This is a genomic window from Mycoplasma sp. 4013 (assembly GCF_054353875.1).
The window spans coordinates 1-26,055 of sequence record NZ_JBTHHK010000010.1; the positions used below are offsets into that span (position 1 = coordinate 1).

Below are 26,055 nucleotides of genomic sequence, written 5' to 3' on the forward strand. Positions count from 1 at the left end.
TGTAAGGACTTAAAATTTCTCCCAAAAGATCCTGTTCTCAAGCGTGAGTAAATTCTTTGAATCGTAAAGAAGGAACAAGAATGTTCTTTGACATTATTTGTTCCCTAGAATTTTAATTAATTCTGAAATACCTTGCATATCTGATTCTTCACCTTTAAGATCAGAAAGAAGTTCAATAAGTTCATTTTCTTTTTGAGCAATTTGGTTATTAATATCACTTAAAGTATCAAAATATTTATCTGAAAGTGTTTCTAGTTTAGAAATTAAGTTATTGATAATTACATTATGTTTTTCAAAAATGATGTCTTCAAAATTATTATTTCATTGTATTTTAATAAGTTCTAAAAATTGTTCTTCACTAATATTTTGTAGGAAGTTAGCAACTGCAGAGAAAAGTTGTTGTTGTCGTTCTTTAAGTTGTTTATTTATTGAAACTTTTTGGTTATTTAAATCATCTGCTTTAAATAATTTATATTCAAATGATTCTTCATCTTGATTTTTATCTGCTTTTTTAAGGTATTTAGAAATTTCTGGGAATTTAAAATCACCAGTTTTACCAAATAATGAATCGTTTTTATCTTCTTCATCAATAGTTTCTAAAATTGAAGAAATTTGTGAATCTAAATTAGAAATTTCTTCATTTAGATCTTTTATTTTGTTATTTAAGTCGACAAAATAATTTTCACTAATAACATCGATATTAATCAAATGACTTTCTAATTTTGAAATCTTTTCATTCTTAGTTGTTTCAATCTCAGTAGTTTCTTCAATTAAGACTTTAAAATCAGCATCAACATATTCATTGATTATATCAATAGTAGGTTTGATATTTTTATGTACATAATCTAGTAAGATTTGGAATAATTCATATTTGTCTAATAATGGAATATCATTAAGTTTTTCAAATACATAATTTGAAATAGCATAATCTAAATCAATATCTTTGATTTTTTTGATGTTATCTACTGATGTAGCAAATGAATTTGTAAGATCTTTAAAATCAGTAACAATTTGCTTAAAGTGTGCTTGGTAATTTTTAACATCTAAATTATCTTTGGTGGCTTCAGAAATCTTTTCCTTAGGTATTAAGTTATAATATGCATCATTTACTTTGGTAGTTAATTGATTAAAGAGAGAATCAAAAGTATTTCAATAATCATTTAGTTGTTTTAATTCTGTTAATGGAATTCCACCAAACATTGAAGCATATAAATCGTAGGTATCTTCTTTTTCAAAGTTATCTATATATCTTGAGATATTTAAATTAAAGTCATTATCCTTGATTTCTTGTAAAGAAACAACCCTTGAAAAGTTAGCAATATCTGTTTTGGCTTTATATGCATCGGTAATCTTTTTAATATGTGAGCTTTCAAGTTTGTTATTTTTACCATCTTTGATAAATAATTTGGACGCATCGATGAATTGGATGTTTGAATCTGATTTGTTTTTCTTTAAAATCATTATGATGGTAGCAATACCGGTTCCAAAAAAGATGTTAGCAGGTAACCCTATAATAGTTTCAATTTTTTGATTTTCAATTAATTTTCTGCGGATTTCTTTTTCACTACCCCCTCTAAATAATACTCCATGAGGTAATACGATAGCCATAACCCCATTGGAAGCAAGGTGATAAAGTTCGTGTAATAAGAAGGCATAATCTGCTTTAGATTTAGGTGCTAAACCGTATTCATTATAACGAGGATCGTTTTCTTTTCCTTCTGGGCGCCAGTGTTGTGAGTAAGGCGGATTTGATACAACTGCATCTACAGAAATAATATTCCCACCATTTTCAATAATAGGTCAATCTTCTTCGAGTGTATCACCGTTACGAACATTAATATCAGCTGAATTAATGTTCTTCATTATTAAATTCATCCGAGTTAGGTTAAAAGTCGCTTTGGTAATTTCCTGAGCATAATATGTTACAGAATTTTCATCTTTACCATACTTTTTAAATGCTTCTCCGATGTTTAAAAGCAGCGAACCAGATCCAGATGTAGGATCATATATACTAATTCTGTCGCGATCTTTAAAGTTATATGAAATTATATCTGACATTAAAATTGAAACTTCATGTGGTGTATAAAACTCCCCCCCCTTCTTTCCGGCAGTTGAAGCGAATTTACCGATTAAAAACTCATATACATAACCTAAAACATCATAGTTTTGTTTTGTTACCGGGATTTCATTCATTTGTTCCATTAACTTTTTAGCATTTTTGGTTTGTTCTTGTTTGTTACTTCCAAGATTATTTAAATCCTCAGGTGTTGTAATGATAATATCTCTAAATAGATTTTGATATTTATAATCTTGATAAATATTTTTGTTAAATCTATTGAAAGCATCTTCCATATTATTGATGCTAAAGTCGATTTGTTGACCATATTTATTTGTGGTTCATACTTGATATAAGTCGTTATAAAAAATAAAGTAACCTAAATATCTTTTAATTTCATCAATTTGTGTTTCGATTTCATCAGTTTCCTTTTTAGGTAATCCTAATAAGTTATAATTTGACTGTAATTTTGAGATTTCTTCAATTGATAAACCCAAATCATTTAACATATAATCAATTTGTTTTTGTGAAAGGAAACTGTAAAATAAAAATGATAAGATAAAGTCCTTGTATTTATATGCTTCAAGGTTTTTTCTTAATTCATTTGCTGCATTTCATATTTTATTTGCTAGTTCTTGTTTGCTTAAAGTTTTAAAATATTTATTTGACATTTTGCTCCTTAATTTCTGATATTAATATAATTATATAGAATAATGACTAAAGACCTTATTATTTCTGGGTTTTTTTAATCATTTTATAGTTTATTTGACTTTGGGCAAATTATGCAGTTTAATCAGTTGATTTTTTTGCATGATTAGTTTTTGAATTAAAATGCTGTGAAACATTTTAGATTTTGTTTAAAAATAAACCTGTTCAATGCACAGAACAGGTTTACATTTTAGCGAGCATTTTCATTATTCTATCCACTTCTTCTCATTGTCCTATGTCTTTAAGTCATTGATCTGTTGGATAATCTCTTAAGTATTTTGCTCTTTTTTTAATATCTTCTATAGTAAGTTTACCTTTATTTATAATCATAAATCTCTCCATTTAAAATTTATATATATTTTACATTAATTTACATTAATTTTCAGAATTATTCTTAATTTTATTTATTTTGTAATAATCTCGGTATTATTTGAAATTACAATGTTCTTCTTTATTCAATTACGTATTTCTGTTTTTGTCCTTTCTTATCTTTCTTTTACTGGTAAATTTTCATATTTCAATCGTATTTCTTCAATGCACTTTTTCAAATAATCTGCATCAGTTAAATCTGTTATACTGTTATTTAGATTCTTATAATCATTTATAACATCTTTATAATTTCTGTTTTGAAGTTTATATACGAAGCAATAAACTACTCTTTCATTTTTTAATTTATAGATATTAATTTTCTTTGATGTGCTTAATTTGAAGTAAAAACCACAAAAACGGACTAAGTTTATCAAAAAGAAATATGCAATTCTTTTGTTACCGTTAATAAGTTTGTGACATTCTAATAATGAAATAAATAATTTAGAAAAAAAGTCAAATATATCATTTATACCATATTCACAATGACGTAGTAAGTAATAAATATGTGTATCATCTGCATTAATATATTTAAAATCTTCTACTTCTTCAGATCAATTATTTTGAAGAAGTTCGAAAGTATTGATAACCGTCTCGGTTATTAATTGATGAAGTAACTCAAAATCATTCGTATCAGAGAAGTCAATTTTATTATAAGATATTGAGCATTTATTTACTTTTGCTTTATATTTTTTTCTAAAATAATATTCATCATTTAATTTAAACACAGATGAACTTAGGTATTTATCTAAAAATTTATCAAAATTTTCTTCTTCTTTTTTAGTTATATAAATTTCTAATTCATTCATAACTTTATTATACATTTTTTAACTAACTGTTTTTTACTTATTTAGTTCTTTTTTTGGTATTCTTTGAGTTATAACAATTTATTATATCAATTATTTTATTTCCTTTAAAAATCAAGGTATTGCATACTTATCAGGATTAATAGAATTTAATCTAAATATCTGTGAAGCAAATGAATGTGTGTTAGGTAGAGCAAGTGGATTTTGCCTATTTCAGTTAATACCCATATAATTAAGATTATATGCATCCAAATATTGATGACGTGTAAAATCAAAACCACCTCCAGCATTTAACAATCCCATCATAATATCACCTGCTAAGTAGTTTCCAGCACCGGAGTGTCCTGATTCGGAAAGTAAAGGCAAGAAATTAGTTTGCATTGCTACATCGAATTGGTTAGTATCTGTTGAACGTGTGATGCGATGCATTAAATAACCAAATTCCTTTTGTCCAGGTCATCCCATCATCGCTGTATCAAATTGCATATCATATGGAGCAGTGGTATATTGTCATTTAAAATCAAATTTTGCACTCGGTATTTTGAATCATTTTTCAAAGAAAATCACTTTATCAATTTGTCCTAATCTGCGAGCTTGCTGAATAATAGGATTGATATCCAAAATCATAATTGATTCATCGAAGAAATCACCAGGTTTTTGTTTTCCATCATTTTGGATCTGATTTACACCTGATCAAATAAAATCTATTGGTTGACTACCTACTGAGTAATTTGGAGTATTTCTTGAGTATCGATACCCAACAGTAACATTTGAGTAGTTATCAAATTGTCCAGAACGGTATCCGTTTTGTCAACCTGGAACAGGTTGTCATATTGGAATAATCAAATATGGTGAGTTAATTCGTCTTGGTAAGTTTTCACCACTGAATTCAGCAAAATTATTTACTCTTTCAACATGTCAGTTGGTGGCAAAGTAAAATCTACCATCATTAGGATCATCGTTAACTTTTGCTAACATTGATGCACTTCCGATATGTTTAGCACCGTTTGCTGTATATAAAAATGATCTAAAAATTGTATTATTAATAAGAGGATCATTAATATATTTTTTGGTTCTAATGTAATCAAAATTCATTTTGTATCCATCGTGAAGCTTATATACTACATTGATGTTGGGATTGTATGTATCTGTATCAAATAGATATTGCGGTTTAGTATATATAACTAATGGGGTAGAGTATGAAGAAAGCTCGGTATTAGTATAATCAAATTCATTTGTTATTTGTCCAAAGTCTTCGGATGCTGAATCAGATGTATATTTGATTTTAACTCTTGCTCCATAGTTATTTATAATAAATGGTTGTTTCGGATTAAAATTACTGTTCTCATCAAATTTTATATCTCTGTTTTGATCGACTACAATATCTGTATTATTATCAGTTCAAATTTGATAAATAACACCTTGTTTTGCATCTCAATGCACTTGAACATTAATTTTTACTGTATATTCAGAATGATTAAAATCATATCTAAAATTTAATCGTTTTGCATCGATTAATTTATTTAAATCAAAATTTATATCAAAACCACTTATAGAAGTATTTTTGGCCAAAATACCACCATATATATGAGTTAAAACTTGATTATTTTTATTCTGAGGGTTCAATAAGGTTTTTTCTAGATATTTACGTTTTAAGATTCAGCCTGCAATTTTGGAGTTAGCATCATAGTTTCAAATCGCATCCTGTCAATATGGCTCAATTACTCTTGTTCTTTCTATTTGGTTTGGTTGATGATAAATTTCTTGTAATTTATCAGAACCAAAAGTTAATTTATCAAGCGATTCAACATCCGATGTATTTTTAAATCCTGTTATTTTATATCATACATTTGCTGTAACTAGTTGATTATCGATATTGGTATAACCTAGTTTTATATATGCAGTATCATTTTTATATCCTCCGATAGCAACAATTTTATATTGATTTTCTGGGAAAAGATAATTATTATATAAAAAGTTATGATCATCTCTGTTTGATGTAACTTTTATATATTCATTTAGTTGATCAAGATGATTAGCAAAGTATTTTGCTGAATTTTTAGCTATTTCTTTCTGGTTTATTTGTAAGTTGCTATGTTGGATGTTGTTTAAAATAATATTTGGATAATGAACTTGTTTATAATCGTTAACAAGATTAATAAGATGATATTCTTTAAAATTAGAATATCTTTTATTTGAATCAAATTTATTGATGAATCCGAGCTTAAATTTCAAACCACGTTTTCCTTCTAATTTGAAATCGTAAAAGTAGATAAAGTAGTTTAATATTAATGTTTTTCGTTGCTCATTATCAAGTGGATTGACAGGATTATCAGTTGGATTTATATTAGTTTGATAAGGAACATAAAGTTGATCATCTAAGTTAGTTGCTTTGTTATCTACCCCATTTGAAATATTGATGAAATAATTAGCTTTTTTGAAAACATTTGCAGCAATAAAATCCTTAGCATCAAAAAGATTAAATTTCGGACCATTGGTATGTTTTCCATCATTTTTACGAATGCTAAAATTAGTTTCATTTAACTTATCAATTATTGCTTGATGGTTAGCATCAATTGAAGTGTATCCTGTAAAATCTGAATCTGTCATATTATTACCTGATTTGGGTAGAATATCTTCAAAATCAAGCAATTTGAAATAAGGAAATTCCCTTTCTCAATTTTTTAGTTGTTCGTTTGATACATTTGCTTCGACACCATCGATACTATAAGAAAATTGTAATAATGCTTCACCTTTTCGTAGGTTTTTAACCTTTGAACTTTTTACTATCATTTGGTATCTACCGAATTTTGGTAAATCATATGATTCGTCAAATGCTTTTTTAGCTTCTGATGCTAAATACTGAGAGTGTCCTCAATTTCTTCCGTCTTTTATTTTAAGCAAGTTATAAAAAGTTACATTTCCATCTTTTTTGTTTAATAAATCCAGCATAGCCTGTAAATTTATTGCATCAGAATTACTTGGATTTTGAGAAAAAAGAATTGTAGAATCAGTTGATAATTCTGAAGTTTTGATAATTTGTCTATCAAAAAGTACATCAAATTTAAAATATAACTTAGAATTTTCGTATTTTATAAATTGACTAATATCAAATTTAAAGAATTTGCCAACACCACTTGTTTTCGGTTTAAAATACTTTTTTTTATCTTGCAATGATAAGTTTTGTCATTGTTGAAGTGTAAGTTTTTTAAGATTGAAATAATCAACTTGGTAGAATTGATCTAAATTATTTAAAGTAATTTCATTAATAATCGGGTTCACATCTTTGCTAAATGTTATTTCTTTATCAATGGTTGTAAAGAAACTTGGATCATTTTTTAAGAATGCTTTTAAATGAATAATCAAAGTATTCTTGTCATTGTTTTTAAGTTCAAAACTTACTGGTTGATAATCTAAAAACTCTGTGTTAAAGTTATTCAAATAAAATTTTGCATTATTTTTATTTATGGATGCTGAATATAGGTAATTATTTAATTCATATCTTTTTGCATCATCAGAAAGTTCTATATGATCGTTTCCTTGTGCTTGTGTATTTAATTTAGAATCAAAGTCATTTTGATTAAAAACACCTGCTGTCCTTAAAGTTTGATCAATTAGTTGTTTAAATTTATTGAGGGTATTAATAGATTCTTGTATATTTGTATAGTCAAAATCCTGAAATTTATCTGTTATAAAATTATAAATTTTATTAGCATTTAAAGTAATATCTGAGTGTAAAAAATCCCATAAAGCATTGGTATCTATTTGTTTTTTATCTCGTTTATTCTTATATGCTTGATATGCATCTTTTGCACTATTAAATGATGTTATAAAATTTCATAAATTATTTTTATAATTATCATAAGAAGTTGCATCTGATAAAAAATATATTTTAGTAGCATTATAGTTATAAAAACTCTGTGGTGCTTGAATTTTTGATATTTGTGTTAGTAATGCCTTTTTATCATCTTCTATGTTTTTATCATTTTGTTTTATTTTATTCCGTACTTTTGTGAATTGATTCAGTGTTATCACTTGTGATAACTCATTTAATAATTCATCTCTTTGAAAATCATCAATATACTTATCATTTGTAATTTTTTCTTTTAATTCTTTTATTCTGTCTTTTAATTCACTTGGAATCAAATCTTTATCTGTTATATATTTTTTTAATTTATCAGTTTGAGCATCTAAATCATTGTCTAATTTTTCAAATTCATTGTATCCAGGTATAGACATTATGAACAAATCGATGTCATCGTTGATTTTTTGTAACAAAGTGTTTTGTGAATTTTTAAAATATTGATCTTGCATGGTTTTTATAAAATTAATTTTATCATTAAGGGTTTTTGCTTCAGTTAAAAATTCATTATTTGGATCATATCTAAATTTTATGTAGAATGTGTATCTATTGTTATAAAAGAATTCAAAAACACTAGAATTAATTACTTCATCTGAATCATTCAATGCATTAACCTTATGAAGGTAGGATTTATATGAATTTTCTTGTAAACTGAAAAACTCCACTTTTCCTGTTTGTAATTTACGGATACTTTTGATTTTTTCCAATAAATTATCAGTTGTTTTTAGATCAAAAAAGTTATCAAATTCACCTTGATTTAAATAATTATTTAGAGATGTTATTTCACTTTCAAGTTTGTTATCAAAAGGATATATAGCATTTGCAGCATTTTCATATGTTTGTGTAATTATTTGATTGTATAATTGAGTTATATATCGTAGATTATCATAAAAATTATGGTTTATTGAATTTAAATGTGGTACATAATTATTTTTGTTTAACAAAAATAATTTAAGTTTATCGAAAATTGGATTAACTTGATTCAACATTGATGAATTATTTTCAAAAATATCCTTAATATTACTTCTATATTCAGGACCTTTATCATCTAAAACTATATTTTGGATGTTATTAATTTTTTGTTTTAACTGATTCAAAAATAAATCAATATCACTAAAACCATTATTTAAAAATGATTTGGTTTCTGTCAATAGCGATGCTCATTCTTCGTAATTTTGTTTATTAGAATCGAATTCATTTAATTGTAAGACAAGGTTATTTAGTAATTTAGATTTTGACACAACTTCTTCATCACTAAGATCTTGATTGATTAGTCAATTCCTAACATTTGACATTAATTTATTATATGAATTGCTTTTAATGTTATTAAGATTTATGTTGATAAAATTTTGTATTTGTAAATCTTTGTTAGGTTGTTCAGGGGTTGTATCATCTGTTGTATTCGGGTCCTCAGGATCATTTGGGGTGTTAGTTTTTAAACTTTCTTTAAATTGTCCACAAGAAACAGTGGTTAATGTTACAGTTGAAAGTAACATGGTAGTGAATCATTTTTTGAATTTCATATACTCCTTTTTTAAATTTTCAAATGTGTGTATTAATATTTTATAAAATTTAATCTAAAATCTATGTAAAAAGTAGATTTTTTTAAGATTTTCATGATTACATAAGCATCAATATAATGTCTTGATATGAAAAATGAAAAAGTTTTTATAATGAAAAATAAACCTCATAAAGGTTTATTTTTCAAGGGAAATTTGAACATCAATTTCTTTAGAAATTTGATCATAAACTTGTGAATCATCTAATTTATTAACTTTTGCTCAATTGATAATAGGATGTGTTATAAATTTAATATTTAACTTATCCTTGTCAAAATCTAGAGTTGTCTTTTGATAATCAATTTCAAGTTTATTTTTATTTATATTAAGCAGCGAATTAATGAAATTAGTTTTCTTGGTTAAATCATCTTTGTCTGCTTCGTATTTTTGCTTTATATCTTCTGAAGTTTTAGCGTTTTTATAGATATCAGAATCTTTGTTAAGGGATGGAGTTAAATACATCAGTTGATCAATATCAGTAAGTTGTATTTGTTTAAAACCTTTAATTTGATAAAGTGTTCTATATGTTTTTGGATCTTTATTTTTAGCATTTGGGATAAAGGTAATTTGTAAATATAAAATTCCATCCTTGTCATTTGCAAAGGAATAAAAATTTAAGTTATAACCTTCACTTTCACTGTTTGATTCTCTTTTGCCATCACTGGTATTTTTGATGTCTAAAAAAACATTTAATGGAACATTTGAATGGTTTAATGCATAAAAATCTAATGTATTAAGTTGTTTTTGATCTAAAGTTGTTTTAGGTAGTAATTGATCTGATCAGTAATTGTTATCTATCACAGTTGTTCCTGTGCGATACAAAGGATTTGTAGCATATTTGCTTGCTAATTCAGATGACATTTTCTTTTCTAGTTCTTTACCTGGTTTAAATCCAAAATCTCAACTTGCATAATTTTTATATTTAACATTATTGCTAATTGTTGCATCTTTAATAACATCAGATGATGATGTATCCTTATTTTTATTTAAACTTGCAACTGTAATACCTGCTACAAAAGCAGTGGTTGAAGCAACACCTAAACAAGTAAGAAGTAGAATCATAACTTTTTTCATTAAACCTCCAATGTTTCATTAATACTTAATAATAAATTATCAATCCCATAATTATTTTCTGAAGAAACAATGTAATATTTATTAAAATTATATTGCTGCATTTCACTTTTGATGTTCTTTAATAACTTACTTTTTCCCTTTTGATTCAGCTTATCTGCTTTGGTATATACAGGTATAAAAGGTAAGTTAATTGAATATAAAAATTCTACCACATTTTTATCATTTTGTGTCATAGAGTGACGACTGTCGATTAATAAATATACACATCTTAAATTTTTACGATTAATTAAATAATCTTCAATCATTTGCATCATTTGCATTTGTTGAGTTTTTGAAACTTTTGCATAACCATAACCAGGTAAATCTACAAATACTGCACCTTTATTATTTTCAAAGAAGTTAAGTAGTTGTGTTCGACCTGGTGTTTTAGAAACCCTTGCTAATTTTTTATTATTAACTAGTGCATTAATTAAACTACTTTTACCAACATTAGAGCGTCCTCAGAATGCGATTTCATAATTTGAATGCTCATATCAGTTGCTTTTATTAGTAGCCGATTTGATAAATTTAAACATTTTTTGCTCTTTCTAATGCAGATGAGTATTGTAGGTAGTCTTCATCAGGGATAATTAATATGGTTTCTAATTGAGAATTAAGCAGTTTGTTTCCAGAAGCTAAATCAATTTCGTATGCATAATCAGTTTGATTACGTGCTGAGCGAACCAAGTATTTAACATTAAGTTTTTTTGCAAATTCAGCAGTAAGCATATTTTGATTTTCTAAAACCTTGACATTATCAAGAAATTTAGTTTTTTCTTTCAAAATAGCAGTATTAGTTTTAAAATCGTTACTAGGTTTATCTGGGTTTTGACTTACTACAACATAAATATGGTCAAATAGATCTGCTGCTTTACGAATTATATCCAAATGTCCCTTGTGTATAGGGTTAAAAGATCCAGCATACAATGCTGAATTAATTTTTATAGATTGCTTTGGCATTACGTGCAATCACCAATTCTTCGTTTGTTCTAATTACATAAACTTTAACTTCTGAATCAGGTGTAGAAATTAATTGATAATCACTGATTGGACCTTCATTTAATGTTTTATCTAACTTAATCTTCTTAAAGAAAAGTCTATCAACTATATCTTGTCGAGTTGCTGCTGAGTTTTCACCAACTCCTGCTGTAAATACTAGTGCATCAAGGTGATAACCAATCTTATTTGCATAAATAGCAGTGTAATCCGCAATTTTTTGAGCATATAAATCAAGAGCAAATCTTGCTTGTGGATTTGAATCTGCTGCATTACGAACATCGCGCATATCAGATGAAACACCTGATACACCTAATAAACCACTTTTTTTGTTCAATAAATCAGTGAATGCATTAATATCCATTTGAGTTTGCTTAAGGACAAATTGGTGAATAGATGGATCGATATCACCACTACGAGTTCCCATCATAATTCCTGCTAATGGAGTAAGTCCCATTGAAGTATCAATTGATTTCGAATCTTTAACTGCAGCTAAACTTGCTCCATTTCCAAGGTGTAAATTAACAAAAGAAACAGTGTTTTGTCCTAGAATTTCAGCAAGTTTTTCAGTAATAAATTGATGGGAAATACCATGCATACCATATTTTTTGATATTAAATTTGCTTGCTAAATCATGCGGTATAGCATATGTATAATTAACTTTTTCAATACTTTGGTGAAATGCTGTATCAAAATCTGCACTTAATTTAGCATCTGGAAAAACTTTCTTAAAACCTTGCATCGCTTGCACAGCACCTGGATTATGTAATGGTGCATAAATTGCACATTCTGAAATTAAATCAATTTCTTTTTGTGTAATTTTGGTTGTAGAAGCAAAATAATCTCCACCATGTACTACTCTAAATCCGATAAATTCAATTTCTGCTTTATCTTCAATTAATTTGATTTGTTGCATTAATTTATATACTTCTTCAACTGCAACTTCATGATTTGGCATCACAACATCTATTTCGTGTTTTTGTCCATTAAATTTGATGGTTATATTACCTTTAGGTAAGGTGATTCGTTCAGCAAGCCCACTCGCGATTAACTTTAAAGTATCCTTATCAAAAAGGCTTAGTTTAATTGAACTACTACCTGCATTAATAACTAAAATCTTTTTCATTATATCTCCTAATTATTTTATATTTTACCAAAAATATTGGTAATAATCATTATTATTTAAATTAATAATTGCTATATAAGCGTTTAAAATTCTTCTGATTTTTATAAAAATATGCCTGAATCATTTGTCCATATGTAAAACCAAGCATTACAAAACTCCCTAATGCAATTTCAAAAACCTTTGTGATTTGAGTCTTCAAACTCTGTATATCAGCATTATTGGCCATTTGCATAATTTTACCAATGCCTATAAAAAGTTGTTGAAACTGTTGATTGATATCATCTGAAATTTGTCTCGGTTTTATAAATGGATTTACATCATAAGCATAAGCAAGGTTGATTAAAAAGTGTAATAAGTCCGCAAATTCTTCAGTAACATTTCTTAAATTAACATTTTTGTTAATTTTCCAATATTTGAAACTTTGTACTTCGTTTACAAATTCACCTGCTTCAATCATTAAAGCTAAGGTTTTTTGGGTTAAAACATCTGATTTAGTGAGTTCAGGATGGTTAAGTTGCTGCTTTTGCTCTATTTTTTGATCCAGTTTCTTTTGTAATTGAAATAATAATGATAAATCCATGAATATATTTTAATACAATTTTTATTTTTGTTTATTAATCATTTTTTTGTTTCTCATATTATTTTCATAATTAAAATGATTTAATATTTGTTTTAAATTTATTTTCAAAATATTAAAAGATTTTTTATATAATAAATATATATAAAAAGGAGAGAAAATGATTGTTTATCCATTACAAGAAAAAATTAATAATGCAAAGATGCTAACATCTGATGAAGAAAATATTAAATTACGAATTACTGAAGCAATATTAAAAAATAAAGAAAAAGATTTTGCAAAGCAATATAATGATTCAGATGTAGAAGACATCTTAGAAGGTCTTTTTAAGATAGCTAAACAAAAACAGACAAACCCGTTAAAAACTGTACGTGAAATTATAGAATCTAAAAGATATACAAATAATGAAAGATCAATTGATTGAGTAAATTTACAAGGGTTTTATAATAGAACTTATAATATTTCGAATGAATATAAAAATAAATTTATTATTAATAGTTATATAAGCGAATATCAATGAAAGAGTCTATATTCATCATTTCGTTCATATGTTTATAATGTTATTTCATATAGAAATTTTATGCAAAATATTATAAGCAAGGTTGCTACATTTATTTCAGAAAATTTAAATAGAGCTTCCGATTCATTTGATGCATTTATAGAAGCTTCCGATAGTTTGCCATCGCAATTAGCTGCACCAGTAAAATTCGCTTATGCATTGTCACAGGTGATAAAAGAAATTTCACAAATAAAAATACCTAGCGAAAGTGTAAAAGCATATGCAGAAGTCATTGATCAAATGTTTCAAAAAAGAGTATCAATGAATTTAATTTCTGATGTATTAATGAAATTGTATAATAAATCATCTGAGGTTCACTGAATTTATAAAATTTCAATTTCTTATTGAATATATCATAATGAAGCATATAGATTATCTGTGTTAGCAAATAGATATTGAAGTGAAGCAGAAACTAAATGAATAAATTCATAGCATCCTCTAATAAAAATACAATACTTTATAAATTTAAGATAAGGTATGATGTACACTCTTATATGTTTTATTATATAATTTTGATAATCTTATCGCTTTTATATATAGCATCATTAGTTAATGTTGGATTATTTATATATTTAGATATTTTTTATGGTGCTGGCTGAGTTATGTTAGGAATTTCGATAATTTTTCTATATTTATTAGCAAGATTTTTATCTAAATTTTTATTTATTTATATGTATAGACATAATCTAAGGCTGTATGCTTCTTATGCATTGCAAGTGTATATGATTCTTAGATTAAAATTTGGGACTTTTAAAAAATTATTAATTGATGAAAAACAAAAAATAATTTTAAAAGTTGCAAGAATACTAAATAAATATGGTTTGGTTTCTGATGAAGTTTCGGGATTACAAATATTAAATATACAAATAAATAAAAATAATTTAATTTTTTATAAAACAGATTCAAAAGTCAATGATATTAACATAAATGATGTATTAAAACCAAAAATAATTTATCAACTAAATCAAAATGAAATTAAAATAACTATAAATAAAGAGATATTATTTAAAAACTATATTCAGAAGAAAAATGTTTATAGAATATCATGTGAATTTTATTTAATGGATAGCATCTTTAATATGATAAAAAATATTAATAATAAAGATTTTAATTATTATCTTAATATAATGCAACAGATTGATAAAACTTGATTTATAACAACTAATGCAAAGTTAGTTTCTATTTATTTAGATGTAATACTAAAAAATTTAATAGAAGGCAATTTTGAGCATATTACATATGATTATAAGCAATTGAATTTCTATAAAGAAGCATTCAAAGAAGTAAAAATAAATTTATCTGATGAAGAAGTTGTTACATGGGATTTATGAAGTATTCTTTATTATTTGCATAATGATATAAATGTAAAGGCTATGTTAAAGATTGTAAGAGAAAATAGTTATTCGGATATAAAGGATACACAAGAAATAAACCTAAATAATTTTTTCTTACAGATCAAAGATGAAGAAATATTAAAGAAGATAAAACAAATACAATTTAGTCGTAAAAAATATCTAGCTAAAATAGACACATAACTTATTTATCAATAAAAAAGACACTATAACAAACATGTTATAGTGTTGAATTTTATTCAAATGTTTCGTATTCAAATTCTCCAAAGTCATTGTCATGCACTGATTCAAATTGATCTTCATAAGATGATTCGGTTAATTCATCGAAGTCTACATGAATGTTATCTAAAGTATCGTTATCAATAGGAGCATTCGGATCATATTTTGATTTAAAATAGGTTCTGGGATTTCGGATATCATATTTTCCTTTTAGTTCAAAATTACTGTTTGTTCCAGCAGGAATTTTATGTCCTAAAATGATGTTTTCCTTTAAACCTTCAAGTTTATCAACACGGTTTCCAACAGCAGAGTTAACTAATATCTTAGCAGTTTCTTGGTAAGAAGCAGCTGACAACCACGAATCTGAAAGTAATGGTACTTGTTTTGCTCCACGGATTTTCACTTCACCATAAGCAGGTTTTAACCCTGCAGCAAGTAGTTTTCCGTTTTCTTTTTGATATACAAATGTATCAATTAATGCACCATTAAAGAATTTTGAATCCCCAGGATCAGTAATCATAATTTTTGATAATAATTGACGGATGATAATTTCAATATATTTATCAGCAATTGTAATTCCTTGAAGACGATAAAGTCTTTGAGTTTCTTTAAGTAAGTAGTTTTGCACCGCACGAGGTCCAGCAACTTCTAAAAGATCTTTTAAGATAATAGGGCCTTCGAAAATCTTTTGTCCAGGAACAACATTATCACCTTTTTTAACACGCAATTTTTGAGAAAGTTTTCCGTTATATTGTGTTTCAATAATTTCACCATTATGTGCAGTTGAACGAACTGTTACAATATAAATATCTGTTTTTTGTCCTGTATCACGGTTTTTAGCTTGTTCGATTTTAACAACCTTACCAAAAACTTTTGAAATAATAGCAGGTTTTCCTCACGGAAAATCATAAGCATCGATAAGCTCGATGAGACGACCAAATCCTCCGGTAATATCTTCAACCCCAGCAACCCCACCAGTATGGAATGTACGCATTGTAAGTTGTGTCCCGGGTTCCCCGATTGATTGAGCTGCAACAACCCCGACCGCTTCACCAGTACTTACGACACGATTGGTTGCTAAGTCTTTTCCATAACAGTGTTTACATACTCCATTACGTGTATGACATGATAATACAGAACGGATATCTACTTTCTCTAATTTTAATTCCTTGGTAATTTTATCTGCGATATCAGGAGTTATTAAGATGTTTGCCTCAACTGCAATATTTCCGTTTTTATCAAGAATCGCAGAGTTGGTATATCTACCTTCAATCCGATCCCATAATGATTCAATAACTGTATCAGTTTTGGTATCTTTAATAGCCTTAACCTCAAAACCAAAATCAGATCCACAATCTTCTTCACGAACAACTATTCCTTGCCCGACATCTACTAATCTACGTGTTAAATATCCAGACTTAGCAGTATTTAAAGCAGTATCGGTAAGTCCTTTACGCGCCCCGTGAGTTGATGAGTAAAATTCATATGCGCTAAGTCCATCAAGGAAAGAAGATTTAACAGGGATTTCAATTGTAGAACGAACCACACGATCATTTTCAGCATCAGCCTTTAAAATTTTGGTGTTGTTGCTCATTAAACCACGCATACCAGCAAGCTGAGTAAAGTTTGATGCATTACCACGGGCTCCTGATGTCATCATCATAAATAATGGGTTTTCAATATCTGATTGTGTAACTTTTTTAAGTTCTTTTTCAATTTCTTCTTTAACCTTTGATCAATGCTGAATTGTTAAATTGTAGCGTTCATCATCAGTTAAGTATCCATCTTCGTAGAATTGACGCAGTTTTGCAGTATGTTCATCTCCTTCTACTATTTTTTCCTTGGTTGATTCTAATGTCTTAACATCGTTCATCGAAATAGTTGTTCCAGAAATGGTAGAATATTGAAAACCTAAGTCCTTAATTTTATCTAAAATTGTAGCGACATAATTTGTATATTTGAATCAAACATTTTCTAAAACTTTTGTATATTCATCGATTGTTCAACTTACTAATGAGTTATCAATTCCTTTTAGATGATTGTTATAATTAATTTTTTCAAACTCTTCAACTAAAAATGTGTTAATTAATTTAGCATGTTCTAATGGAATATAATCACCATTATAATCACGCAATGCTTCACAATCATTTAATCTAAAAGTGTAGTTTGAATAAGTTGTAGCATCAATTATGTTAGCGACATCTTCTTTGGTTACTACATACACATATTTTTCGTAAATTTTACGAATTATCTTTGCAATATCTTTTTTAGCTAATCCACGGGTAACTTCAAGATGTTTAATTACATCCCGAAAGTTTTCACCATAATTTAGTGTATAACGATCTAAAGCATTTTCAGAAGTATGAATTACTTCTTTTTCGATTACAATTTCTTTACCATCAGAATCTTGTTTATATGTTTTTTCGCTGTATTTACCAAAAACAAATTCAAATTCATCTGGGAAAGCTTGATTTAAAATAAATTTACCAACTGATGAAATAATATAAGGTTTATTGGTCTGTTCTGATATGAATTTTTTATTTAATGCAGCAATAGGTAAAACAATTCGAGCATGTAAATCTAGATAATCTCTTTCATAAGCTAGCATCATTTCATCGAATGAACCATAATAATTTCCTTCACCTTTAACACCTGCTTTTTCAATAGTTAAATAGTAAAGTCCTAAAATCATATCTTGTGACGGGTTAATAATTGGTTCACCATCTTTAGGACCTAAAATATTTTTTGAAGCAAGCATTAATTCTTTTGCTTCAAGAACGGCTCGATCACTAACTGGGATGTGTACTGCCATTTGATCCCCGTCGAAGTCGGCATTAAATGCTGTTGTTACTAACGGATGCAATTTGATTGCTTTTCCACGAATTAATACAGGATAAAATGCTTGGATTGAAAGACGGTGTAAGGTAGGAGCACGGTTTAATAGTACCGGTCTATCTTCAATTGCGCGTTCTACATATGGTCAAATTCTTGGATCAAGACCTTCGATGAGTTTTTTAGCTGTTTTAACACTTGTAACCCCATCTTCATTAGAAATAAGTTCGCGAACAATTCAAGGTTCGAATAATTTAGCCGCCATATCACGAGGAATACCGACTTCATACATTTTAAGTTTAGGACCACCGACAATAACACTACGTCCTGAATAATCAACACGTTTTCCGAGTAAGTTTTGACGGAAGCGCCCTTTCTTACCTGTTAAAGCATCTGAAATAGATTTAAGTGGTTGTCCATCTTTTGAAGAAACCGGAGCTGGTTTTTTTCTACCATTGTCAATTAAAGCATCAACTGCTTCTTGAATCATCCGATATTCATTTTGCTTGATTAACATTGGAGCATCTTGTTCGATTCATTTCTTTAAACGGGTGTTACGAATAATGATGCGACGATAGAGTTCGTTAATATCACTTGTTGAGTGTCTTCCACCATCTAATTGTACCAATGGTCTAAGATCAGCAGGAATAACTGGTAAGTTATAAATTAACATATCGGTAGGTTTTTGTCCAGAGCGAATAAATGAAGTTATAATAGTAAGACGTTTGTATAATTTGGTTCGTTCTTGGATTTTTGAAGCAGAATTATTTACTCCGTTTTCTTCAATTTCTAAGTTTATTGCATCAATATCAGCTTGAACTGCCGCTCTTTCTGCTTCTAAATCAATATGTTTAAGTAGGTATTCAATAGCATTTGAACCTGTTCCAATTTTAGCATCGGTAAATTCTTCAATAACTTCATTGTAAGAATAAAAGTCAATTCCAAATGATTTTCCATCTTCAGATTGTGCATATTCAAGCAGTTCATCTAATGTTTGTTGAATTTCTTCGATAGCATCTGGATCATCGTATTCTAATGTTAACATTTCACGAAGAACTTCAAGATAAAATTCAGGTGCCTCGTTAATATTTACAATAGTATTCTTTTTAAGTGATTTTAAATTACCTGTTTCTAAAACAATATGAGATTTATAATAAATAAGTTTTTCTAAATCAGCCTTTGTTACCGGTTTATTACTATCGTGAACTCTAAGACCTAGAAGTTTTGAAATAATAGAGTGATCAATTTTGAAAAATCAAAAGTGTACAACAGGGTTTTCAAGTTTGATATGTCCCATTCTACTACGACGTGAAATTTTGGGTAAAATCACTGGTTTATATTTTTCACATTGTGGATTTTTAGTACAGATTTGATTTTCATCAGTTTTTTTGTATTTAGTACCACACACAGGACATTTATAATCAGTTACTGGACCAAAGATTAATTCATCAAAAAGTCCATCTTTTTCTGGTTTATATGTTTTATAGTTAATGGTTTCAGGTTTAGTTACCTCGCCATAAGATCATTTTTCAACATCTGCTTTTGTAGCAAGTGAAAGGGTAATTCTGTTGATGGGTGATTTTTTATCAAAAGTATTATTCATCATCACCTCCTGTTTCAAATTGAATCATATCAAATTCGGTTATTTGGTCGCTTTCATCGATTGTGTCAGAAAGTTCTAATTTCATTCCTAAACCTTTAAGTTCGTGACTTAAAACATTAAATGATTCAGGTGTTCCTGGAGTTGGTAGTTGTTTTCCGGAAACTAATGCAGAATAAAGGGCATTACGTCCTAAAATATCATCGGATTTATAAGTTAATATCTCTTGTAAAACATTGGTTGCACCATATGATTCAAGTGCTCATGTTTCCATTTCACCAAATCTTTGACCACCATTTTGTGATTTTCCTCCAAGAGGTTGTTGAGTAATTAGTGAATATGGACCGACAGAACGAGCATGCATTTTATCATCCACCATATGGTTAAGTTTAAGCATATACATTACACCCACAGAAATAGGTTTATCGAACCTACGTCCTGTAATGGGATCAATTACAATTTGTTTACCTGTTTTATCTAATCCTGCTTCTTCTAATGCGGCCTCAATATCTTGTTTTTTTACTCCATCAAAAGACGGGGAAACAAATTTGGTGTTCAATTTACGAGCAGCCATTCCAAGATGAAGTTCTAAGATTTGTCCAATGTTCATCCGTGATGGTACCCCTTGTGGATTAAGCATAATATCAAGTGGTGTTCCATCTTCTAAATATGGCATATCTTCTTCTGGTAAAACAATTGAAATAACACCTTTGTTTCCATGGCGACCTGCCATTTTATCACCAACTTTAATCTTACGTTTTTGTGCAATTGAAACTTTAACAATTTTCTCTACACCTTCTTCTAAAACATCATTATTTTCTTTTGAAAGAACTTCAACATGGATAACAGTTCCTCCATGACCATTTTTTACTTTCAAGGATGTATCTTTAATTCCGGTTGAACGACTTCCTAAAATAGCTTGAAGTAACTTTTCTTCTTGTGAAGGGTTTTCTTCACCTTTTGGAGATGTGCGACCCACTAAAACATCACCGGGTAACACTTCGGAACCTACTTTTACAATACCTGTTTCATCAAGATGACGAATCGAATGCTTAGAAACTTGTGGGATATTAGCTGTTAACATATCATTTCCAGCACGAGAACTACGGAATTGGATAATTTGTTCTTCAATATGAATAGATGTATAAACATCATCTTTAACCAGTCTTTCGTTAATAATAACAGCATCTTCAAAGTTGTATCCGTTTCAAGTGGTAAAACCAACTAAAACATTCTTACCTAGTGCTAATTCACCGTCCTTAAAAGAAGAACCATCAGTTAATAAATCTCCAGCTTTAACTTGTTGTCCTTTATGAACTAGTGGTTTTTGCTGAATAACTGTTCCTTGGTTACTTCTTTCAAAATTACGCAGTGAATATTTATCAGTTACACCACTTTCGCTACGCTGTACAAAGATTTTTGAACTATCAACATATGTAACAGTTCCTGAGTTTTTTGCAATAAGGTTATAAGAAGAGTATTTAGCAATATCTGCTTCAATTCCAGTTGCAATTAAAGGTGCTTCAGCTTCTATTAATGGAACTGCTTGACGTTGCATATTCGATCCCATCAGTGCACGGTTAGCATCATCATTTTCTAAGAATGGTATACCTGCAGCAGCAACGGAAACCATTTGTTTTGATGACACTTCCAAAAAATCAACATCTTTTGGGGTTCCAACAATATAGTTGTAATCACGTCTTATAGTTAGTGTAGGAGTAATAATTTTGTTGTTATCATCAATTTGTACTGATGATTGGGCAAATGAATATCCGATTTCTTGGGCAGCTGTTAAATAACGAACATCGTTATAATCAACAACGCCATTATTAACTTTATAATAAGGGGTTTTTAAGAATCCAAGTTCATCAACTTGTGCAAATGTTGCATAGTTTAAAATCAAACCGATATTAAGTCCTTCAGGTGTTTCGATCGGACAAATTCTTCCATAGTGAGTTGAATGAACATCCCGAACTTCAAATTGAGCTGTATCACGACTAAGACCACCAGGACCTAATGATGTAACACGGCGTTTGTTAGAAACTTCTGCTAATGGGTTAATTTGATCCATAAATTGTGAAAGTTTTGAAGAGTTAAAAAAGGTTTTCATCTGATTGGTTATGAGTTTATTATTAGTTACGTTTTTTGCAGTAACTTTTTCGGCTTCCTTTGAACCAATACGTTCGCGAGTAGTTTTTTCAAGTTTTGCTAAAGCAATCATCAATTGTGCTTCCAATAATTCACCAACAGAAACAATTCTTTTGTTAATCAATGAATCCGGGTCATCATCTTGACCTACTCCAACAGTAAGATTGAAATAGTAACTAATAGCAGCAACAATATCGGAAATTAATAAGTGTGTTTCGATTGATTTAGGATCATTACCAATTATAATAATAGGTTGCTCCGGCTTAGTTTCCATTCATTTTTTAGACGGATATACTTTGACTTTAATAATTTTAGTTCGTTTTCTTAATTCTGGATTATTGTATCCGTGATGGTTTTCGTAATGATGTGAATTTGTTTCACTAGCAGGACGATAAACTTTATGATAAACATGTTCTGGATCGATGTCTTCTAACTTCTCTGATGGTAGAACACGTGTATTAAATCATCCTTGGATTTCTCGTGCTTTTTTATAATCAATAAATGAACCTTTGCTTAATAAGATTTCACCGTTTTTTGTTTTTAAATCTTCAGCAAGGTATGTTTTAGTAATACGGTCTACTAAAGAAAGTTTTTTATTAAGCATGTAACGACCCGTTACAGAAAGGTTGTATCTTTTTTTATCAAACAACATACTTGGAAGCAATGATTTTTTTGCTTCTGCTGTTTCGCGATCTCCTTTACGAATGGTTTTGAAGATTTCCTCTTGTGAAAAATCAATAATTTCTTGTTGATTATATTCTTCATTACCAAGAATTTTATCCTTTTTCAAGGTTTCAACTAGCAATTCATTCTTACCAAAAAGTTTATACAGCATTTTTGGAGTAAATCCAAAAGAACCAAGCAAGGTACCTAATGCAATACTTTTATTCTTATCGACTTTAACTTTTACAACATCCAGATTCGATGAAGTAACCTTGTGCGAAACTTCAAATCATGAACCGATTCTTGGCAAAATTTCAAGTTTGTTAAACAAGTCATCTGATTGCTTGTTACGTACACCTAATCCGAAATAAGCACCAGGTGATCGGATAAGTTGGCTCACAATAACTTTTTCAGAACCGTTAATAATAAAACTACCACCAGAAGTTATATATGGAATTTCTCCTAATAAGACTCTTTCTTGTTTTACAACTCCGGTTTTTACATTTTCTACATTTAAATTAACATAAACTTTTGCACTAAAGTTCATACCTTTAGCTTTACATTTGTTGATTTCATCACCTTCACTAGTGATTTTTTTATATGGTAATTCAACATCAAAACTAGATTTTAAGCACTCAAGTCTAATTTGTCCAGTTGTAATAGGATAAATTTCCATTAATGCATTTTGAATACCATTCTTCATAAATTCTGCAAAAGATTCTTTGCTTGTTTGAAGAATATCAAAAAGAGGTAGAGATTGTTTGGTGATAGAATAATCTCTACGTTCAGTTTTTGGACCAAATTTACGAATTCGATATTTTTTTTGTTCCATTTTAACCCTTTCGAAAATTGCAATTTTCTTTTTTATGAATTTCATTTTTGTGGTATTATCATAAAAACATAAAAAGTGAAATAAATTATACCATAAAATAAAGTAAAGAGTATGCAAATATTTTAGAAAAAAATCTCCAAAAAGTCTTAAAATAGTTGGACTTTTTAGAGAAAAAGTTGTTGATTTTTATTTTTTAGATGCTTTGTAATTATCTTAAAGTAGTTAATTTTTTATTTATTTTAAAAGTAAAATCTTAATTTTAAAATAAATTGTCTTTTGATTTAGTTTATTAATAAGTTTGAACTTGCTTTTTAAATCTTTTACACAACTTTTTATAGATGTTTATAACAAGTTCGCATAATCATTTTCATAATTTGTGCAGTAAAAATGTTTTATAAAGTAAAAATAATAATTCAAGTAGTACATAAATAAAGAAAGCCGGTAAAAAAGCAGGGATAATTTTTCCAAATTCTTGTTTTTCTTCATAACGACTTATATATGTGTAAATTATAATGTTAGAAAACACCCCATATGTTATGAAATTTCGATAAGTTCCTTCGCTCTCAAAGAGCAGTAAGGAAATAATAGCCTTTTTATACATAGGAAGCAAGATGTTTTTATAAATAAATCATCTGCTATAACCTAGTTTTCTTCAATGTTTAACTTTACTTTCATCGATTCGATTAATAACTTCTGAAAACTGCTTGCTCATAGCTCTAAATGCGATGATGATAACGGCTAAAATAATTGCAGTTTCAAAGTAAAAGATTGAATTAAATAATATAAAAAAGATTAAAACAGGGATTGATTTTAATAGCACTATAAATAATTTAAAAAAGTATGTTTGAATCGGTTTAAATAATTTTTCACTCATCAAGATTGCATATAAAATAGCTAGCAAGAATGCTAAATAAATCGCTATATAGGTCTGTTTGAAGATACTTCAGTAAGAATTATATATATTTGGATCTATAGCAACTTCTGAAAAATCAAAAATAAATAAGTTGTTAAATCATAATTTTAAAAACTCTATATTAACTTTTGTTTGTGATAAATCTACAAAACTTGTTATTATAATAGCGAAAAAAACAGCAAAAATAAGATATTTAAGGATTTTTTTATAATTATATGCTAATGAATATGGGGTTTTTTCTGATGGATTTTTAATTTTAGGTGAAACAAATAAAAATTTATTAAATAAAATTAAAATCCCCTCAAAAAAACCGACTAAAATAACAACAAAAAGAATACTTATTCCTAAATATTCAATTTTTTCCTTGAAAAAATTGAATACAAATCCGATTCCATAGATCCCGACTGAACCTAAAATAGAATTTCAACGAATATTAGATTCGATTGCTAATAAGGAGTTCATTATAAATTTGTTTTTGTTAGATAAAACAATATTGATATAAAAGCTTTTATAACGTGGCATTCCTAAATTAATATCTTGTCAGAACTTTTTGGTATTACTTGATTCAAAGATATCACAAAAATATCGATGCAATCATAATCATGTTGTGTATCAAAAAATCATAAACGCAATCATATCTTTTTGATAAGATGATCCGAATATCATTATTGGCACCAAAATCGGCATTGAACGTAATAAGATAATAGCAATTCGCACAATTCATGTTCATCAGTTTTTTCTTCATAAATTTAATGAACTAAAATAAGCAGTTATAAAAGCAAGCAAAAGTCCGACAAAGGTTCCACTAAAAACAGATTTAATGGTAATTCACATATATTTAAGATTTAAAATTCATAAATTTTCATTAATAAAATCAGGTGAATTAGAACTGAATTCAAAGAGATTTTTTAAATTAACCCAAAAAAGCTTTAAACCAATTTTTGATGGTTTGATGTTAAGTTGATATATAAATATAAATAAAATAATTAAGGAGGTTATTAATAGGGTTCATTTAGTTAAAGTTTTTTGTCAAACTTTAACTAAAAATTTCTTTTTAGTCAAAATATTTCCTTAGCTCATCAGGATCATATTCACCTTTATAATATATTTTTTGAATTTCTTGATCTTTAATTGCAATGATTTTGTCAATATATTTAACTGCATCAGAAAGGTTATGCAGTGCAATAATAATATATTTATTTTTTTTAATACTTTGCAGGTAGTCAAAAACTAGTTTGGCATTAGTGATGTCTAAATTACTAGTTAACTCATCACATAGGAGGATTTTAGTGTCGTTAAGGAGATTTAAGATGATAGCAAAACGTTGTTTTTGCCCAGCAGAAAGCTGTTCTATTGGTTTAAAAATAAATTCTGACATTCCAAAATGATTGCAAAGTTGAAAAATTTCTTCTTTTTGCTGCTTGGTGAAAATTCTAAGTCATTTAAATAAAGGATTTTTGTATTTTTTGTAAAAATGTTGTAAATTTTTATAAAAATCTAAAGAAGTTATTAAATTATCATCAGGAGCAATATAGATTATGTCGTTTTTATACTTTTTTAACTTGTTTTTAGGTATTTTAGCGCCATTGTATAAATAATAACCTGAAGTAATTAATTCAAAATCAAAAAAGGATTTTAAAATTGTACTCTTACCAGTTCCGCTTTTTCCGATTAAACCAACAATGCAATTGGTCGTGATGTCTAAATTGACATTTTTTAAGATAATTTTATCGGTATATTTTAAATCAACATTTTTAAAACGAATCAT

15 protein-coding genes are annotated in these 26,055 nt (G+C 27.9%); 2 read left to right on the forward strand and 13 right to left on the reverse strand.

The genetic code is table 4. The features are described 5' to 3' along the window. Nucleotides 1-93: 93 nt before the first annotated feature. The 9 genes from ACXYRO_RS03390 to ACXYRO_RS03430 form a co-directional block, all read right to left on the reverse strand. A complete protein-coding gene (locus tag ACXYRO_RS03390) occupies nucleotides 94-2,727 on the reverse strand; it encodes a type I restriction-modification system subunit M (RefSeq protein ID WP_458614305.1) in 2,634 nt (877 codons plus the stop codon). A gap of 220 nt (nucleotides 2,728-2,947) precedes the next feature. Next, nucleotides 2,948-3,106, reverse strand: coding sequence for a hypothetical protein (locus ACXYRO_RS03395; RefSeq protein WP_435130333.1), 159 nt, complete (start codon nucleotides 3,104-3,106; stop codon nucleotides 2,948-2,950). 143 nt (nucleotides 3,107-3,249) lie between these two features. Next, nucleotides 3,250-3,939, reverse strand: a complete 690-nt coding sequence (locus tag ACXYRO_RS03400) for a hypothetical protein (RefSeq protein WP_458614306.1) — start codon at nucleotides 3,937-3,939, stop codon at nucleotides 3,250-3,252. 90 nt (nucleotides 3,940-4,029) lie between these two features. Beyond that, entirely contained in the window at nucleotides 4,030-9,321 is a 5,292-nt protein-coding gene (locus ACXYRO_RS03405; RefSeq protein WP_458614307.1) for an MGA_1079 family surface serine endopeptidase, read from the reverse strand. 174 nt (nucleotides 9,322-9,495) lie between these two features. Next, nucleotides 9,496-10,431, reverse strand: a complete 936-nt coding sequence (locus ACXYRO_RS03410) for an MAG1430 family protein (protein WP_458614308.1) — start codon at nucleotides 10,429-10,431, stop codon at nucleotides 9,496-9,498. Next, entirely contained in the window at nucleotides 10,431-11,006 is a 576-nt protein-coding gene (yihA, locus tag ACXYRO_RS03415) for a ribosome biogenesis GTP-binding protein YihA/YsxC (RefSeq protein ID WP_458597283.1), read from the reverse strand. The genes ACXYRO_RS03410 and yihA overlap by 1 nt, the downstream gene beginning before the upstream one ends. Further along, nucleotides 10,999-11,430: a pantetheine-phosphate adenylyltransferase gene (gene coaD, locus ACXYRO_RS03420; RefSeq protein WP_458597284.1), complete on the reverse strand. Its 432-nt coding sequence runs from the start codon at nucleotides 11,428-11,430 to the stop codon at nucleotides 10,999-11,001. Before coaD ends, yihA begins: the two co-directional genes overlap by 8 nt. Further along, the gene (locus ACXYRO_RS03425) at nucleotides 11,405-12,592 is read right to left on the reverse strand and encodes an acetate/propionate family kinase (protein WP_458614309.1); all 1,188 of its coding nucleotides are present in this window, start codon (nucleotides 12,590-12,592) and stop codon (nucleotides 11,405-11,407) included. The genes coaD and ACXYRO_RS03425 overlap by 26 nt, the downstream gene beginning before the upstream one ends. A gap of 61 nt (nucleotides 12,593-12,653) precedes the next feature. Beyond that, the gene (locus ACXYRO_RS03430) at nucleotides 12,654-13,172 is read right to left on the reverse strand and encodes a dUTP diphosphatase (RefSeq protein WP_435130350.1); all 519 of its coding nucleotides are present in this window, start codon (nucleotides 13,170-13,172) and stop codon (nucleotides 12,654-12,656) included. A gap of 157 nt (nucleotides 13,173-13,329) precedes the next feature. On the opposite strand from ACXYRO_RS03430, the gene ACXYRO_RS03435 reads away from it, so the two are divergent. Next, complete coding sequence (locus tag ACXYRO_RS03435) at nucleotides 13,330-14,160, forward strand: hypothetical protein (RefSeq protein ID WP_458614310.1); 831 nt, start codon at nucleotides 13,330-13,332, stop codon at nucleotides 14,158-14,160. After that, nucleotides 14,145-15,263: a hypothetical protein gene (locus tag ACXYRO_RS03440; protein ID WP_458614311.1), complete on the forward strand. Its 1,119-nt coding sequence runs from the start codon at nucleotides 14,145-14,147 to the stop codon at nucleotides 15,261-15,263. Before ACXYRO_RS03435 ends, ACXYRO_RS03440 begins: the two co-directional genes overlap by 16 nt. A 52-nt stretch (nucleotides 15,264-15,315) precedes the next feature. On the opposite strand, the gene ACXYRO_RS03445 is transcribed toward ACXYRO_RS03440, so the two are convergent. The 4 genes from ACXYRO_RS03445 to ACXYRO_RS03460 all read right to left on the reverse strand — a co-directional run bounded on the left by ACXYRO_RS03445 (nucleotide 15,316) and on the right by ACXYRO_RS03460 (nucleotide 26,055). After that, nucleotides 15,316-19,737 carry a DNA-directed RNA polymerase subunit beta' gene (locus ACXYRO_RS03445; protein WP_458614312.1) on the reverse strand — a complete coding sequence of 1,474 codons (4,422 nt, stop codon included), beginning with the start codon at nucleotides 19,735-19,737 and terminating at the stop codon, nucleotides 15,316-15,318. Continuing rightward, complete coding sequence (gene rpoB / locus ACXYRO_RS03450; RefSeq protein ID WP_458614313.1) at nucleotides 19,727-23,374, reverse strand: DNA-directed RNA polymerase subunit beta; 3,648 nt, start codon at nucleotides 23,372-23,374, stop codon at nucleotides 19,727-19,729. The genes ACXYRO_RS03445 and rpoB overlap by 11 nt, the downstream gene beginning before the upstream one ends. Nucleotides 23,375-23,663: 289 nt before the next feature. Next, a complete protein-coding gene (locus ACXYRO_RS03455; RefSeq protein ID WP_458614314.1) occupies nucleotides 23,664-25,349 on the reverse strand; it encodes an ABC transporter permease subunit in 1,686 nt (561 codons plus the stop codon). Further along, nucleotides 25,342-26,055, reverse strand: coding sequence for an ATP-binding cassette domain-containing protein (locus tag ACXYRO_RS03460; RefSeq protein ID WP_458614315.1), 714 nt, complete (start codon nucleotides 26,053-26,055; stop codon nucleotides 25,342-25,344). Before ACXYRO_RS03460 ends, ACXYRO_RS03455 begins: the two co-directional genes overlap by 8 nt.